Source organism: Acinetobacter albensis (assembly GCF_900095025.1).
In the GTDB taxonomy this organism is placed as follows: Bacteria; Pseudomonadota; Gammaproteobacteria; order Pseudomonadales; family Moraxellaceae; genus Acinetobacter; species Acinetobacter albensis.
Genome location: NZ_FMBK01000003.1, coordinates 231,017 through 244,839 on the forward strand (window position 1 = coordinate 231,017; position 13,823 = coordinate 244,839).

Consider the following 13,823-nt stretch of genomic DNA (forward strand, 5'->3'; position numbering starts at 1 on the left):
TTATGCCCATTGATTTGGCTTATTAATTGTTTTATTGAACTAGAAAAACTATAGGTATTTTTCCACTAATTTCATATACTCAACTTACAACACTCAACAAGAAAGAATCTTATGAAACTTAAAATGCTTACTTTGACTGCTCTTGCGGGTATTGCCCTTACAGCGTGTACATCTGCGCCTAAAATTCCACAGCTTGCAACAGGGGTCTTGCAAGAAGTCCAAAATTTGGAAGTCTATCCTGAAACCACCAACAACAAAGCTAAACTCACCAAATTTACAGATAAATGTGTGATCGAATTTACAGGCAATTTGGCAACAGGAAAGTCAGTTGAACAATGGTCATTTAAAGGCTTAACCCTTATTTCGGGTGGTTCTGCAACATTTGCTCAGGATGGTTCAAGTACAGCAGCCAATTTTGACTTACATGCAGCAGAAGTACAAAAAAACTTTTTGATCCTCCGTAATCACTTCCATAAAGATGCTTTAGCACAATGTAACTGATGTATTTACGAATCACTGATTCATTTTTGATTGAGTGATTCAATTTTCCCCTGCCTTAATCTTCAGCTGAATCTGTTTTTATACTCATTAGGATTCTTCTCTAAAATATGAATTGTATATTTTTAAAAATAAGAAATTAATAAAAACCTTAATATTCAATATATTAAATAAATTAAAATGATTAGTTCTCTGCACATTTCTTGCCGAAGTGTTAATGCGCTGTTGCATAAACGTGTGAGTTTAATCTCAGGCTCATGATTTTTTCCTAAAACACATTATGATGATTTCCTCTGATCACTCGGTGCATAGTCGAGCTGAGTTCTATAGGATAAATTCAAAAAATGAAAATGCTTAAAATCACTCTAATTACCACGGCACTTTTAGCCACTAGCCCTCTATTTGCGAACACCTCGGTCAACGCAACAGCAGATATTAAAACTGAGCAACCTAGTATTTTGCATAATGTGACGCAAGGGGTAAAAAATACCGCGCATAAAGCTGGACACGGCATTCAAAACACAGCTTTAAAAGTGGATCACGGTGTAGAAAAAGGGGTGGACAAAACCCGAACTGTCACTAAAAATGCATGGGAAAACACCAAAGACTTTAGTGCTGAAAAGTCTCAGGCAGTCGAAAATAAAGCAAAAAAAGTTAAAGATGCAACCGTGAAGAAAGCAGATCAAACCAAAACATATGCCAGTGAAAAATGGCAAAAAGGTAAAGATGCAGTGAGCTCTCATTCAGGCGATGCGCATGTCAATGGTAAAACCAATGTTGAGTTAAATACGCCAGCAGCAAAAGCCAATGTGGGTATTTCTACAGAAGCTGGGATTGGACACTCTAAATAATTTTTAATTACGATGGGGTATAGGAAAAGTTCATTTTGATGTACTTGTTCTGTACCTCATTTTTTATATTTTTATATTATTTTTGGGTCTTTAAGCCAAACTCATCATGATTTACTGTATTGATCAGCTCAATTGCTGTCAGGCTGAATAGAAATTAAGTCGGTATTATTTGAAAATGATTATTTGAAAAAATCATTGTTTAACGGAAGAATCATCACCATGAAAATGATAAAAACGCTCATGATGAGCAGCACCATTTTAGCTTCAATGTCCCTCTTGGCTCAAACTCCACCTCCTCAAACAGCAACATCTACGCCTGTATCTACACATACAACAGATGTTCCTTATGGCGACAATCCCAATATTTTTAAAGTGTTAGGCCATAAAGCTCAACAAACTGCGCAAAGTACAGCCACAAAAGTTGATCAGGCTGCGCAAAAAGGAATTGAAAAAATAAGACCAAAAGTTGCCAATGTGTGGGAAGAAACCAAAGTATTGGGTACTGAAACAACTGCGGTTGCCAAAGAAAAATCGCAACACGCTGCGGCGACAATTAACCAAAAAGTAAATGATGCCAAAGTAGGAATTATGGGGAGTCCTGATCAGCAGCCTGCGCCAATTGTTTCACATCCTTTGAGCCAGTCTTCGACCGAGGTGACCTTTGCGCCAGAGTCAGCACCTGCGGTACAACTACCTTCTTTGCAAAATCGTAGTATGACCAATTAATTATTCATCTATAAATCGTGGTTTGATTATTCGCTTAAAAGCTCTAAAAGCAGTTAATTGACCTGACGAATCGGTTGACCTGCTTTAAAGGCAATCACATTTTCAAGCATTTGCTGAACCATACGTTGCCGTGCGTCTACACTACCCCATGCACTATGCGGAGTAATGATCAGGTTAGGAATATCATCGGCCAAGAGTACATTGCCTGTTTTAGGTGGTTCAATCGTCAGCACATCTGTTGCAGCCCCCGCAATTTCACCTTGGCGCAAAGCGTTGGCAAGTGCAGTTTCATTCACAATTCCGCCACGCGCGCAGTTAATTAGAAATGCACTTGGCTTCATAAGATTCAAAGCTTCAGTATTGATTAAATCGCGAGTATGTTCTGTTAAGGGACAATGTAAGGTTAAAAAATCAACTTGAGGCAAAAGCTCCCTAAAGGGTACACGTTGATCATCAGCAGGACGATTTGGCAGGGAACCTATCAAAATATTCATACCGAATGCTTGTGCTAGCTGAGCCACGGCTTTGCCTAATTCTCCATAGCCTATAATTCCCAGTGTTTTACCGCTGAGTTCAATAATGGGGAAATCCAGTAAACAAAATTGTGAAGCCTGATTCCATTGGCCTTGTTTTACTGCATGATCATATTTTAATACAGAAGTCGCCAAAGCTAACATGAGCATCAACGTATGTTGCGCAACCGCAGATGTTCCATAACCTTGACAGTTACATACCACAACACCCTGTTCTTTGGCTTGGACCAAATCAATATTGTTCGTGCCCGTCGCGCAAATCAAGATCAGTTTTAAATTGTGACATTGCTGAAGAGTTTGAGCATCGACCATAACTTTATTACTGATGATCACATTCGCATCTTGTACACGGTTTAAAACTTCAGATGACTGCGTACTCGGAAATAAAATAAGTTCAGTAAAAACTACTTTTAGTGCACTGATATCCAAATCATGTTGATCTAAAGATTCATAATCTAAAAATACCGCTTTCATTCAGCTTTTCCTGCGCTACCGTTAAAATGAGCGATTCATGATTTTGTTTTATGCAAACGAATTTTTTGCTTTGCTCTTTTAAACTTCAATATAAAAACCCACTACTTGGTGGGCTTAGTGATACATAATTGAATAGATTTTCGAACTTCAAAAAAGACATACAGACCAAGTGCCAGAACCACCCCTAATCCGCTTCCCATAATCAAATAAGTCGGATCAGGTTGATAGCGCATCATCGCAAATAATAGGGTTAAGAAACATAATGCTAAACATAAAAACAATACAAAATCACGACTCATCCTTCAGCGCCTTTTTCTTGTTTAATTTCTAAGAGCTACACTACTCACCTTATATTTTCTATCTTAGCCCGATTAAAATATAAAGCAAGTGGTTAAAAATTAGACCAAAGTCGAGGTATCTGAAAACCTTTTTAAGTATTTAAAGGCGGTTGAAGTTGTTCCGATTGAGTCACAAATTGCGTGGTTTCAGGGCTATCTTCAATAAAATCGTGATTGCCATATTCATTGGTGCTCAAGTTTAAATGCTTATAACTGAGCAAATAAAAATCACTGTATTTCTTTATGACAATCGGATGCATGCCCACAGTCAAAGCATCTTGTTCTTTAAATAATTTCATGACTTGACGATCGTTCATCGCGACTACATAGCGCTCATCATTCAAATTAATCTGAACCAAACCACTCCCTTTGGCAAAAATCGGAATGAGAAACTTATGATTTAAAGCGATGGCGCTGGCAGCATAGCTTTCAATTTTTTGGCTAATCACATTAAAAACTAAGCCGTGACCAAAATAATCCAAAAGTTGGCTGCGATTTTCTTGTGGCAAATTGACCTGTATGCCTAACTTTAACAGATCTTGCTGACTGACTTGCTTATTACTCAGTAAGGCTCTGAGTAAATGTTGTTTCAGTTTTGGATCAAAAAATTGATGATCTAACTGTAAATCATTGTTAATTAAAATCGAACCTAAGGCATTTTTATGTCTCGGTAATAAATTTTCGATGACTTTACGATAATAAAACTTACTGTTCTTTTTAACTTGACGGATTTTTTGATAAAAATAAGGCGCATCAAATTCATGTAGCAAGAAATCGTTTAAAAGTTCCGAACTGGCTAAAACAGCAATCGCATCATGCCCAGTAAAGGGTAAATTTAATGTCTGTATCTGCGGCAAAACCTGTTCTAGTTTCAAGTAATGTGCACGATCTTCCTCGCAATACGGATCGTAAACCACAATGTATTCGCACTCAGCAGAAACATCATGCGCTTGAATCTGCATAGTGGCATTTAGTTCAGCATGGAAAAACATGTTATAGCGTAAGTCTTCAACCTGATCTGGATTAATCGAGTACTGGGGGACCAGTGCCACTACCCGATCAAGCTGCAATAGAGCCGAATATTTGATCGCTGCGTACCCGCCCATAGAACCGCCATAGCCAATACGGGTTTTAAAGGGTGCAATGAAATCTTCAATCGATGCAAACATTGCAAGGATTGAACTTTCAGGAAACCAAGATTTCTGCTTAGGCATAATCCCAATGACATTAAACTCATGTTTAGCAAGTGATTTTTCGGCATTGATTGATAACCCTTTAGCACGGGTAATTAAATCGCCAAAAGAGAAAATCAACGCATCAGATGAGCCTTTTAAAAATATGGCACGAATTTGTTCGTCTTCAAAAATAATGTGTTTTTCCATTTCCACACCGAAGCAAATCGGCCCTTGTTTTGTGTATCAATAAAACAAATAGACAGCTTGCCTATTTACGAAAAACGATTATGTTATTTTATAGATGCTCAGCAGATTAAAAAGCGCAAAATATGACACAATCACTCCATCCTACTGCTCAAAAAGGCTTCAGTTCTGCTGCAGAACTTTATCAACAGAGCCGTCCGAGTTATCCACAAGAGCTGGTCGGCTGGCTAAAAAATCAGCTTCATCTCAATCCAACATCGCAGGTGATTGATCTTGGTGCGGGTACTGGCAAATTTTTAGCCTATCTCCAACAAGTAACGCCGCATATTACTGCGATTGAACCTATTGCAGAAATGTTAGCTCAATTAAAAATAAGCTATCCACACATCGAAACGCGACAAGCCTGTAGCAATGATTTACCCGTAACAGCAAACAGTATCGATGCAGTTGTTTGTGCTCAATCATTTCATTGGTTTGCCAATTTTGAAACATTACAACAAATTCATCAAGTCTTAAAACCTGAGGGGCATTTGGCACTAATCTGGAATCAACGCGATATACAAGTTGATTGGGTCAAAGCCCTTGCAGATCTGTTACAACCTTTGGAGAGTAACACACCACGTTATCATAGTGGTCAGTGGCAAGTGGTGTTTGAGCATCAATCGTTATTTCAATGGGTAAATGTGCACACATTTACCCAGCATCATGTCGGTACGGTAGAAAATGTGGTGTCTAAGCGATTGCTTTCCACCAGTTTTATTGCTGCCATGCCAGAACAACAACAGCAACATTTAAAACAGCAATTTGAACACATTGTTTTACAGTACACAGGACGGCATCCACAAGATGAAATTATTTTCCCTTATGTGACTTATGCCTATAATTTTAAAAAAATTGACCCGAAATGAAGGATTTATCATGATAAAACAGCAATTGAAATACTTACGTTTGCCATTTTTATTATGTTCAAGCTTACTATTGAGTGCCTGCGATAACAGTAAAAATAGCTCAACGGAAAATAGCAGTATTGAAGCTCAGGATAAAGTCATGCAGGAGTTAATTACTGAACCTGTAAAAGCATTTGAAAAGATGCCAGATGACCTGCACGATATTGCCCTTCTGACCGACTTCGATACTCGCTTTACACAAATGAGTGATGATATGGAAGATGAGCTGAGCAAAATGCAAAAGTCTGGCGAATTAACGGATGATTTTGTCCATAATCGTAAACGCGATAATGTTCAATCTGCTTTAACTATGCTGAAAGATTTGGATTTAAAAACTGAACAAGGCCGCTATATCCAAGGATTAATCGCTGAATATTGGCAAACTCAGGCCAAACTTTATCATGAGCAGACCACGAGCAAGGCAGATAAAATAAAACTTTCACAAGATCAAGTCAAAGGTCTGGGTGGTTTTTTACATGCACAAGAACAACTTGAATATTGGCAGTCACAATACCCAGCTCTAAGTAAACATGAAACGCTTGATTCTAATTCATAAAAAAGAGGATTTAACTTCTTTCTAGCTTCATCGTTTTATATAGTTTAAGGACGCTCATCATATTGAGGCAAAGCATCACCAATGGTCTCCCATTCAGCTTTGGAAGTACAAAAAATATGATGAGTCGGTGTGTGATTAAGCGGTGTATCCAATGTCCCAATTCTCAAACGATACACCTCTGGTGTTTCTGTTTTAATACTAATAATCGGTGAGCCACAATCAGCACAAAAACAACGTTGCGTGGTTTCTGTCGATTGGAACTTTTTCAATAAATGTTCACCGTCTACAATTTTAAAATCTGCTTTGCGAATCGGTGCATTGGTTGCATACGCAGTACCATTGGCCTTACGACATCGCTGACAGTGGCATTGAACAATTTCGCCAATTTCACCTTGTATTTCATAGCGAATACCGCCACACAAACAGCTTCCTGCATATTGGTTTTGTTTAGACATAACGGCTATCTTTTAAGAATAATCAGACGTCCAAACTAGCATAATTTTAAAAGCGCTTCAAAACGTGCTTTTTGACTGATTATATTGGCCGTTCAAAAATTTCATCATTCAAATAAGCATGTACACCTTCGCCGGCAGCTCGTCCAGTCGCGAAACAAGCGGTGAGTAAATAACCACCTGTAGGGGCATCCCAATCCAGCATTTCCCCACAACAAAATACAGTAGGGTTTGATTTAAGTTGTAACTGGGCAGATAAGACTTCTTGTTTAATACCGCCTGCACAGCTAATGGCTTCTTCAATCGGACGAAATCCATCTAAGCAAATCGCTAAATTTTTAATCTGCTTGGCTAAAGCCAAAGGTTCATGCCATAGATTTTTATCCACCAATTCACGCACCAAATGAGCCTTAGCACTATCTAAACCTGCTTTACGCCACACATTACTCAACGATTGTTTTTTACTGGGATTTAATTTTTTGCTCAACTGCTCAATACTTTGATCAGGTAATAAGTCTAGATATAACTGCATAGTTTGACCATTTTTAACCAGTCCACGCAGTGCACGACCTTGTTTATAAATCAAACCACTTTCTAAACCATAATGACTAATCACAATATCACCGGTGGTTTTAGCTTGATTATCCACCCACGCATCAACACGCTTTAATGGTTGTCCAAACATAGGCTGCATAAATTCAGACCAAGCTCTTTCCACCCCTGCATTACTGGCTTGAAAAGTTTCAATTTCATTTTGTGCCAACCATTGCTGCCATGCTCCGTCACTGCCCAGTTGTGACCAAGAAATAGCACCGCAGGCCATCACAACGGCATCAAAATATTGCTCAGTCATCTGATGATTGGATAGGTCTTTTACTTGTAATATTGAAGCCTTTAAGCTCAAACACTGATGTCGATAATGAAATTGAATCCCCTTTTCAAGCAATCTTTTCAGCCACGCACGTAATAATGGAGCAGCTTTCATTTCAAGCGGAAAGATTCGACCAGATGAACCAACATAAGACTCAATCCCTAACCCTTTCATCCAGTGCTGAATCCATTGTGCATCCCAACGTTTGACCCAAGGTTCAAGCCATGTTGCTTGATCATAACGCTCAATAAATTGTTCTATTGGCTCGGCATGTGAAATATTTAACCCTGTTTTCCCCGCCATTAAGAACTTACGTGCTGCTGACGGTTTTTGCTCATATACATGCACGTCATAATCATATTGACTTAACACTTCCGCGGCCATCAACCCCGCTGGTCCTGCACCAATAATAGCAACACGTTTTTTCATAACAGCCTTATTGACCTCTATTTAAATCAGTTTGTAAGGGTATTGATTCAACTACAACTTGACCTTGTAGCGGCATAAAATCATCAAATCGCGTTGAATAATCTGTTGGTTTAGTGATGATCAATTGCTGACACAGTTCACCACGTTCTAAATATTTAATTTCAAAATGCGTTCGAGCTGATGTACTGGTGATGACTTCTTTTACAAAAGGTAGTTTCCAAATATTCATTAACTGCTGTTCGGCTTCTGCAATATATTCAGCAATATTACTGGCCAATGTAATCGTGCCACCCACTTGTAAACGCGACAATAAAAACTCAAAAAATGGCATATTTAACCAACGTTGCGCTGAATTATGCGGTTCTGGATTCGGATATAGAATAAAAAACTGTTCAACTTGTGCAGGCACTAATGCATGCACGACCCAAGGCATCGCATCGGCATGAATGGGCTGTAAATTTTTTTGTCCTTCTAAGACATGCTGTTTTTGCATCGCCAAATATTTTTCGCGTGTACGTTCAATGGCAATTAATTGCTTTTCAGGCTCTTGCGTTGAAAACAATAAGGCATGTTTCCCCTTACCGGCCCCAATTTCCACACATACTGGCTCTGGGCGAATCATTTGAAAGTCACGAGGCGCATGCATACGCTGTGCTTGAAATTGACGAATTGGCATAATCAGATCAAACTAACAAAAATCGGCTCAAGTCTAGCAAGCCCCATTGTGTTTGCCTAATCGAATCATCATTTTTATCTGGAGCATAAGATGCCACGTACTTTTCCTTGCCCACGTTGTGGCAAACCTTCGACTTGGCAAGATAACGAATTTCGTCCATTTTGTTCAGAACGCTGTAAAATGATTGATTTAGGCGCTTGGGCAAATGATGAATATACCTTGCCGACCCAAGATGCACCGCAAGCTGATGGTGGCCGTGAAGAAGATCAATTCTAATTCATTGATTTTAAACAGCGATAAAAAAGGTCTGCATGAGCAGACCATTAATTTTTATATTTAAAAATTAGCCCGCTTTTCCAGCCACAAATGGATTATGCTTTTTTTCAAAACCGATGGTACTGATTGGACCATGTCCTGAAATAAATTGCGTTTCATCGGGCAAGCTAAAACATTCACGCTGAATCGAATCTAGCAGCTGTTGATGATTACCACGCGGAAAATCAGTCCGCCCTATAGAACCTTTAAACAACACATCTCCTGTCCAGAGCAGCCCATAGTTCTGATTATAAAACATGACATGACCTGGTGTATGACCAGGAGCAAAACGGACTTCAAACTTTTCTTTGCCTAGGGTTAAAGTTTCTCCACCTTCAAGCCACTGGTTCACTTCAACTTTTTCTGGAATCGGAAAACCATAACGAGCAGACACCTCTTGAATCATGTCTAACCAAAAAGCATCTTCTTTGTGCGGTCCAATCACAGGAATATTCCAGTCTTTACTCAAGCACCCCACAGCACCAGCATGGTCTAAATGTCCATGCGTTAACCATAAAGCTTTTACCTTTAGCCCTAAAGCCTCGACTTCGGCCTTTAAATTTTCAGCGTCACCTCCCGCATCGATTAAAATTGCTTCTTTCGTCTCTGCATCCCAAACAATTGAACAGTTTTGTTGAAATGCGGTGACAGGGACAATTTTGACTTGCAACATAAAGGCTAAACCTCAATAAAATTAATGGGCAAAAGTCTGCGTTAAGGCATCAAGATTAGCTTGAAGCAGTTGATTGAGCAAGATCAGATGATCTGCACGACTATTGAGTGCAGCAATATACTGATAATCCATTCCACCGGCAGCCTTAAATGTTTCCGCATTTTGAATGGCTAACTCTTCCAAGGTTTCTAGACAATCTGCAGAAAATGCTGGACTCATAATCTGGACCGATTTCACGCCTTGTTGTCCCCATTCTTCAAGGAGAACATCAGTGTAGGGTTTAACCCATTCTTGTTTTCCAAAACGCGATTGGAAACTGATTGCCCAGCGATCCTCACTCAAGCCTAAAGCATCTGCCACCCGTTGCGCTGTAATACGACAACGATCTGCATACGGATCACCCTTATCTGCATAAGGTTGTGGAATCCCATGAAATGACATCAATAACTTTTCAGCTTGTCCATATTGAGCCCAATGATCACGCACACTTTGAGCCAAAGCCTGTATATACAATGGATGCTGATAATAATCACGAATAATGGTCAAGCCGGGCAAATTACGTTGCCTCGGAATCCATTTTGCCAAAGCGTCATACAGCGGTGCAGTAGAAGTCGCAGAATATTGCGGAAATAAAGGCAGTAAAATAATCTGATCTTGAGTATGAGTACTCAATTCGTCAAGCAAACCTTGAATACCAGGATGACCATAACTCATCGCAGGCACCACATTTAATTCAAATTGAGGATAGGCGTGAACCAAATGTTCTCGAACTGCTTGAACCTGCGCCAACATAATTTCACGCATCGGTGAATCATCTCGCCATACCATTTGATAGGCATGTGCGACACGTTTTGGACGAAAAGGTAAAATAAATAAACGTAAGATCAATTGCCAAATGGGTTTCGGAATCTCAATAACCCGCTGATCAGATAAAAACTGCTTCAAGAAACGACGTACTGCAGCAACCGTAGGTTCGTCTGGCGTTCCTAAATTGGCCAAAATAATCGTGACTTTTGCCTGAGGTGCAGAAAACATCAAAACTTTTCCAACATAAATGAACTGCTTTACTTTAACAGTTTTCTATCAGTGCTCTAAAAAATTAATGCCATGATTTCTGTTCAGACGCTTGAGACTTGTTTAACAAATTGCTCTCAAGTAACTTTTGTCCTTTTGAGGTCAATTGCCACAACATCCGTTGGCGATCATCTCGTCCAGATTGAATAATCCAGTCATTTTGACGCATCTGCATTTTAATACTGTGCAAGGCGCGTATATTAATTTGTGACCGTGCAATCGCATGCGCACGTGGCATTTCTAGCCGTGCATCTTCTAGCCCTGTGTCATTTAAATAATCATTTATACACTTCGAAAAATACTCTTCTGGCGTCGGATGAACAAACATGCTGCCTAAAATGCCCAACAATTGTGCCCAAGTTAATTTCTTTTGAATTTTTAATTCTTTAAAATTACCATCTTGGTAAGCATGCATACGATATTCAAAAGCAAAAAACTCATGCATCGAGACTTTGGGTAATGATAAAAAGGGATCGACTTCTCTTTTACCAACTTCCGTTTCTAATTGCTCAATCTTAGTTTTGAGCTGATCAATTTCATCGTGCAACAACTGAGTATTCTGGGGACGAACCCAACCTGAAACAGGATAACGCTCTAACATTTGGGGCATATTTAAACGCACTGCCATTTCTAAATCACGCAGAGTGCGATAGGTAAAAACCTGATCTACATCGTGCTGTAATGATTTGCGAAATTCTGAGAATTTTTCACGCAACTCAGGTTTTTGATCATGTAACGAGCTGTCTCTTGCTGCTGGTTCATCATGCATAAAAACGATGATTGGCTTTTGTTTGGTCACTGCGTAAATATATTCTAAATGCATATAACCCACACCCGACACCGACTGCTCACCATATTGGCTACCCAAAAGCATGATCACATAATCACAATCATCAATTTGACGACGTGCAAGCGCAGTAGAAAGCGGTGTTCGTTGTTCCAATCCCCAAGAAAAAAAACCCATGCCCACTAAGGTCTGAGCCAAAATCATACGTTCTGGCTGCATCTCACGACCAGAAGTCGAAATAAAAATTTGATAACGCTTATCGAGCATTGGTCATCCTCTTCCAATTCCACGCTACAAAATTTGGGTCTTTAATGTTCCCAAAGATTGCAAGGTGATGATCCCAATATAAAAGTAATTTTTTTAGTATCTTTCAAAAGATGAGTCACGTTTTAAGGCTTATTCAACCGTAATGTTATGAATATTCCAGCTTAAATCGGATGGAATTAGATGTTGCAACACCACTTTTAAACGTTCTGCATTATTACCACTGACATAACATTCAATACGAGCGATTTCGTTTTGATCATTTTCAAATAATAACTCATTTTTAATCAAAATTTGTGCTGTTTGTCGCGCAACAGGTACTCCAGAGTCAATTAATGTCAATTTCTGACCAAAAATACTCTCAATTGCAGCTTTTAAAAAAGGATAATGTGTACAACCCAAAACCAAATAATCAGCCCCCTGATCCACCACAGGCTGTAAAATCTCTTTTAATGTGGCTAAACATGCTGTACTCATTTGAGCGCCGCTTTCGACAAAAGGCACCAAATCGAGAGAGGTCACAGCAATCACTTTGACCTGAGCAGGACCCGCAAAACCTTGCATCACCTCTTGAATCAATTTGCCTCGAAACGTGGCAGGTGTTGCCAGTACCGCCACAGTTTTAGACTGGGTATGCAAAACCGCAGGTTTGAGCGCGGGCACCAAACCAATAATGGGAAAATCTGCCCCATAATGCTCGCGCAAATAATCTAAACTAAAAGCAGATGCTGTATTACAAGCCACTACAGCAATTTTACAACCACGTCGATAAAGCCAATCAATCGCTTGAGCAGTCAATTCACGAATATTCTGATCATCTCGTGGTCCATAGGGAACATGCGCGGTATCGGCATAATAAAGAATACGTTCTTTGGGGAGATGTCGTGCAATCTCCTGTGCAACAGACAATCCTCCTATACCAGAATCAAAAATTCCAATGGGTGCATCAGCTTTTGCTTTAGGCATTGGATCGATTAAAGGATGAAGAGGATCAATAGCAGTCATAACTTCACTTTTTAGCAATTCAAAAAGGGAGAAAGCAAAGCTTAAACATCAGGTGCCTAATTGCAAGTTAAAATCGCCACTTTGTAGACTTAAAATGGTTTCACCCTGACCATTTTCAAGCAATTTTCCCATTTCAATTAAATGAAAAAAAGCAGAACGTTGAATTAATGCATTTATTCCAAAACGAACATGCACATAAGGACGTAATTCATCTTTCCCGTCCTTATTAGAATAGTTACGCATAAAGATCGGATGCTCTTGATCGACAATCACAATATCTTGAGTCGTCGTGGTCAGTTGCAGGTAGGTTTTGGCTTCAATTTGGATTTGATCGACCTGATTGACAAATAACGGTTCATCTTCCACCTCAATTTCAATTTGTTCAACCGGCGTTTTTAAATAGAATTTATTTTGTTCTTTCCACAAGACAGTAGAGAATAGATCAATCAGTGCTTGACGTTTGATCAATTGACCTTCGTGCCACCATTCTCCATTGGCTTTTACCTTTAAATCCATTGTGCCACAATGCTTTGGATGCCATTGCTCTAAAGGTGGTATTGACCTTTTGTGACCGCTCTGTCCATCTTTTAAGTATTGTGCAATAGTCATTAAATTTTTATCATCAACCACAGAGACATTTTCCGTCGAATGTGGTGAATTATTTGGATTAACCATAGTTGAAGACCCTACTGACGGGAAAATAATATGATTCAGCCAATTGGCTAGATCAAGGTTTAAAACTATACTAGCCCACAATATAAAAGACACGATAATAAAATTGTGTCTGGGCATTAAGAACACTCATGGCAGCACCGAGTGAAATACTACGGTTGCCACCTTCTAATTATATGAGGAGTCCTACATGGAACACATCGAACGCGAATCCATGGAGTTTGACGTTGTAATCGTAGGTGCCGGCCCTGCGGGTCTATCTGCTGCAATCAAAATCCGTCAGCTTGCCATTGAAAACAACCT

The 13,823-nt window shown here is 39.4% G+C and carries 18 protein-coding genes; 7 read left to right on the plus strand and 11 right to left on the minus strand.

The window, feature by feature from the left end:
- Window positions 1–111 precede the first annotated feature (111 nt).
- From GA0116959_RS03590 to GA0116959_RS03600, 3 genes are all read left to right on the plus strand, one after another.
- On the plus strand, window positions 112–501 hold the full coding sequence (locus GA0116959_RS03590) for a hypothetical protein (RefSeq protein ID WP_053578877.1): 390 nt from the start codon (window positions 112–114) through the stop codon (window positions 499–501).
- 341 nt (window positions 502–842) lie between these two features.
- Complete coding sequence (locus GA0116959_RS03595; RefSeq protein WP_092718459.1) at window positions 843–1,349, plus strand: hypothetical protein; 507 nt, start codon at window positions 843–845, stop codon at window positions 1,347–1,349.
- Window positions 1,350–1,568: 219 nt separating this feature from the next.
- Window positions 1,569–2,075, plus strand: a complete 507-nt coding sequence (locus GA0116959_RS03600) for a hypothetical protein (protein ID WP_092718461.1) — start codon at window positions 1,569–1,571, stop codon at window positions 2,073–2,075.
- Between the two features lie 53 nt (window positions 2,076–2,128).
- Here the strand turns inward: GA0116959_RS03600 and GA0116959_RS03605 are convergent, their stop codons facing one another.
- From GA0116959_RS03605 to GA0116959_RS03615, 3 genes are all read right to left on the minus strand, one after another.
- Window positions 2,129–3,082 carry a 2-hydroxyacid dehydrogenase gene (locus GA0116959_RS03605; RefSeq protein WP_092718464.1) on the minus strand — a complete coding sequence of 318 codons (954 nt, stop codon included), beginning with the start codon at window positions 3,080–3,082 and terminating at the stop codon, window positions 2,129–2,131.
- A 101-nt stretch (window positions 3,083–3,183) separates the two neighbouring features.
- The gene (locus GA0116959_RS03610) at window positions 3,184–3,381 is read right to left on the minus strand and encodes a hypothetical protein (RefSeq protein WP_092718467.1); all 198 of its coding nucleotides are present in this window, start codon (window positions 3,379–3,381) and stop codon (window positions 3,184–3,186) included.
- Between the two features lie 131 nt (window positions 3,382–3,512).
- A complete protein-coding gene (locus GA0116959_RS03615; protein ID WP_092718470.1) occupies window positions 3,513–4,802 on the minus strand; it encodes a hypothetical protein in 1,290 nt (429 codons plus the stop codon).
- 122 nt (window positions 4,803–4,924) lie between these two features.
- On the opposite strand from GA0116959_RS03615, the gene GA0116959_RS03620 reads away from it, so the two are divergent.
- Window positions 4,925–5,707: a class I SAM-dependent methyltransferase gene (locus GA0116959_RS03620; RefSeq protein ID WP_092718475.1), complete on the plus strand. Its 783-nt coding sequence runs from the start codon at window positions 4,925–4,927 to the stop codon at window positions 5,705–5,707.
- Between the two features lie 10 nt (window positions 5,708–5,717).
- Window positions 5,718–6,302: a hypothetical protein gene (locus GA0116959_RS03625; protein WP_092718477.1), complete on the plus strand. Its 585-nt coding sequence runs from the start codon at window positions 5,718–5,720 to the stop codon at window positions 6,300–6,302.
- Window positions 6,303–6,346: 44 nt separating this feature from the next.
- Here GA0116959_RS03625 and GA0116959_RS03630 read toward each other — a convergent pair whose 3' ends face one another.
- The 3 genes from GA0116959_RS03630 to GA0116959_RS03640 form a co-directional block, all read right to left on the minus strand.
- Window positions 6,347–6,757 (minus strand): GFA family protein, encoded by a 411-nt coding sequence (locus tag GA0116959_RS03630; RefSeq protein WP_092718480.1) that lies wholly within the window; start codon window positions 6,755–6,757, stop codon window positions 6,347–6,349.
- 79 nt (window positions 6,758–6,836) lie between these two features.
- Window positions 6,837–8,054: a TIGR03862 family flavoprotein gene (locus GA0116959_RS03635; protein WP_092718483.1), complete on the minus strand. Its 1,218-nt coding sequence runs from the start codon at window positions 8,052–8,054 to the stop codon at window positions 6,837–6,839.
- A gap of 7 nt (window positions 8,055–8,061) precedes the next feature.
- Complete coding sequence (locus tag GA0116959_RS03640) at window positions 8,062–8,736, minus strand: class I SAM-dependent methyltransferase (protein WP_171256858.1); 675 nt, start codon at window positions 8,734–8,736, stop codon at window positions 8,062–8,064.
- 84 nt (window positions 8,737–8,820) lie between these two features.
- Between GA0116959_RS03640 and GA0116959_RS03645 the strand changes: the two genes are divergently transcribed.
- Window positions 8,821–9,006 (plus strand): DNA gyrase inhibitor YacG, encoded by a 186-nt coding sequence (locus tag GA0116959_RS03645; protein WP_092718489.1) that lies wholly within the window; start codon window positions 8,821–8,823, stop codon window positions 9,004–9,006.
- Between the two features lie 67 nt (window positions 9,007–9,073).
- Here the strand turns inward: GA0116959_RS03645 and GA0116959_RS03650 are convergent, their stop codons facing one another.
- The 5 genes from GA0116959_RS03650 to GA0116959_RS03670 all read right to left on the minus strand — a co-directional run bounded on the left by GA0116959_RS03650 (window position 9,074) and on the right by GA0116959_RS03670 (window position 13,523).
- Window positions 9,074–9,718 (minus strand): MBL fold metallo-hydrolase, encoded by a 645-nt coding sequence (locus GA0116959_RS03650; protein WP_092718492.1) that lies wholly within the window; start codon window positions 9,716–9,718, stop codon window positions 9,074–9,076.
- A 21-nt stretch (window positions 9,719–9,739) separates the two neighbouring features.
- The gene (hemH, locus tag GA0116959_RS03655; protein WP_092718496.1) at window positions 9,740–10,753 is read right to left on the minus strand and encodes a ferrochelatase; all 1,014 of its coding nucleotides are present in this window, start codon (window positions 10,751–10,753) and stop codon (window positions 9,740–9,742) included.
- Between the two features lie 64 nt (window positions 10,754–10,817).
- The gene (locus GA0116959_RS03660) at window positions 10,818–11,846 is read right to left on the minus strand and encodes a DUF4062 domain-containing protein (RefSeq protein WP_092718499.1); all 1,029 of its coding nucleotides are present in this window, start codon (window positions 11,844–11,846) and stop codon (window positions 10,818–10,820) included.
- 129 nt (window positions 11,847–11,975) lie between these two features.
- On the minus strand, window positions 11,976–12,848 hold the full coding sequence (gene murI, locus GA0116959_RS03665) for a glutamate racemase (protein WP_092718502.1): 873 nt from the start codon (window positions 12,846–12,848) through the stop codon (window positions 11,976–11,978).
- Between the two features lie 48 nt (window positions 12,849–12,896).
- Complete coding sequence (locus GA0116959_RS03670; RefSeq protein ID WP_092718505.1) at window positions 12,897–13,523, minus strand: DUF1285 domain-containing protein; 627 nt, start codon at window positions 13,521–13,523, stop codon at window positions 12,897–12,899.
- A 187-nt stretch (window positions 13,524–13,710) separates the two neighbouring features.
- Between GA0116959_RS03670 and GA0116959_RS03675 the strand changes: the two genes are divergently transcribed.
- On the plus strand, window positions 13,711–13,823 hold a 113-nt coding region (locus tag GA0116959_RS03675), incomplete at its 3' end, for an FAD-dependent oxidoreductase (protein ID WP_141684224.1).

Excerpts from the sequence above, each read along its gene's own strand:
- GA0116959_RS03590 (WP_053578877.1), top strand. The coding sequence starts at position 112 with ATGAAACTTAAAATGCTTACTTTGACTGCTCTTGCGGGTATTGCCCTT.
- GA0116959_RS03595 (WP_092718459.1), top strand. The coding sequence starts at position 843 with ATGAAAATGCTTAAAATCACTCTAATTACCACGGCACTTTTAGCCACT.
- GA0116959_RS03600 (WP_092718461.1), top strand. The coding sequence starts at position 1,569 with ATGAAAATGATAAAAACGCTCATGATGAGCAGCACCATTTTAGCTTCA.
- GA0116959_RS03605 (WP_092718464.1), bottom strand. The coding sequence starts at position 3,082 with ATGAAAGCGGTATTTTTAGATTATGAATCTTTAGATCAACATGATTTG.
- GA0116959_RS03610 (WP_092718467.1), bottom strand. The coding sequence starts at position 3,381 with ATGAGTCGTGATTTTGTATTGTTTTTATGTTTAGCATTATGTTTCTTA.
- GA0116959_RS03615 (WP_092718470.1), bottom strand. The coding sequence starts at position 4,802 with ATGGAAAAACACATTATTTTTGAAGACGAACAAATTCGTGCCATATTT.
- GA0116959_RS03620 (WP_092718475.1), top strand. The coding sequence starts at position 4,925 with ATGACACAATCACTCCATCCTACTGCTCAAAAAGGCTTCAGTTCTGCT.
- GA0116959_RS03625 (WP_092718477.1), top strand. The coding sequence starts at position 5,718 with ATGATAAAACAGCAATTGAAATACTTACGTTTGCCATTTTTATTATGT.
- GA0116959_RS03630 (WP_092718480.1), bottom strand. The coding sequence starts at position 6,757 with ATGTCTAAACAAAACCAATATGCAGGAAGCTGTTTGTGTGGCGGTATT.
- GA0116959_RS03635 (WP_092718483.1), bottom strand. The coding sequence starts at position 8,054 with ATGAAAAAACGTGTTGCTATTATTGGTGCAGGACCAGCGGGGTTGATG.
- GA0116959_RS03645 (WP_092718489.1), top strand. The coding sequence starts at position 8,821 with ATGCCACGTACTTTTCCTTGCCCACGTTGTGGCAAACCTTCGACTTGG.
- GA0116959_RS03650 (WP_092718492.1), bottom strand. The coding sequence starts at position 9,718 with ATGTTGCAAGTCAAAATTGTCCCTGTCACCGCATTTCAACAAAACTGT.
- hemH (WP_092718496.1), bottom strand. The coding sequence starts at position 10,753 with ATGTTTTCTGCACCTCAGGCAAAAGTCACGATTATTTTGGCCAATTTA.
- GA0116959_RS03660 (WP_092718499.1), bottom strand. The coding sequence starts at position 11,846 with ATGCTCGATAAGCGTTATCAAATTTTTATTTCGACTTCTGGTCGTGAG.
- murI (WP_092718502.1), bottom strand. The coding sequence starts at position 12,848 with ATGACTGCTATTGATCCTCTTCATCCTTTAATCGATCCAATGCCTAAA.
- GA0116959_RS03670 (WP_092718505.1), bottom strand. The coding sequence starts at position 13,523 with ATGGTTAATCCAAATAATTCACCACATTCGACGGAAAATGTCTCTGTG.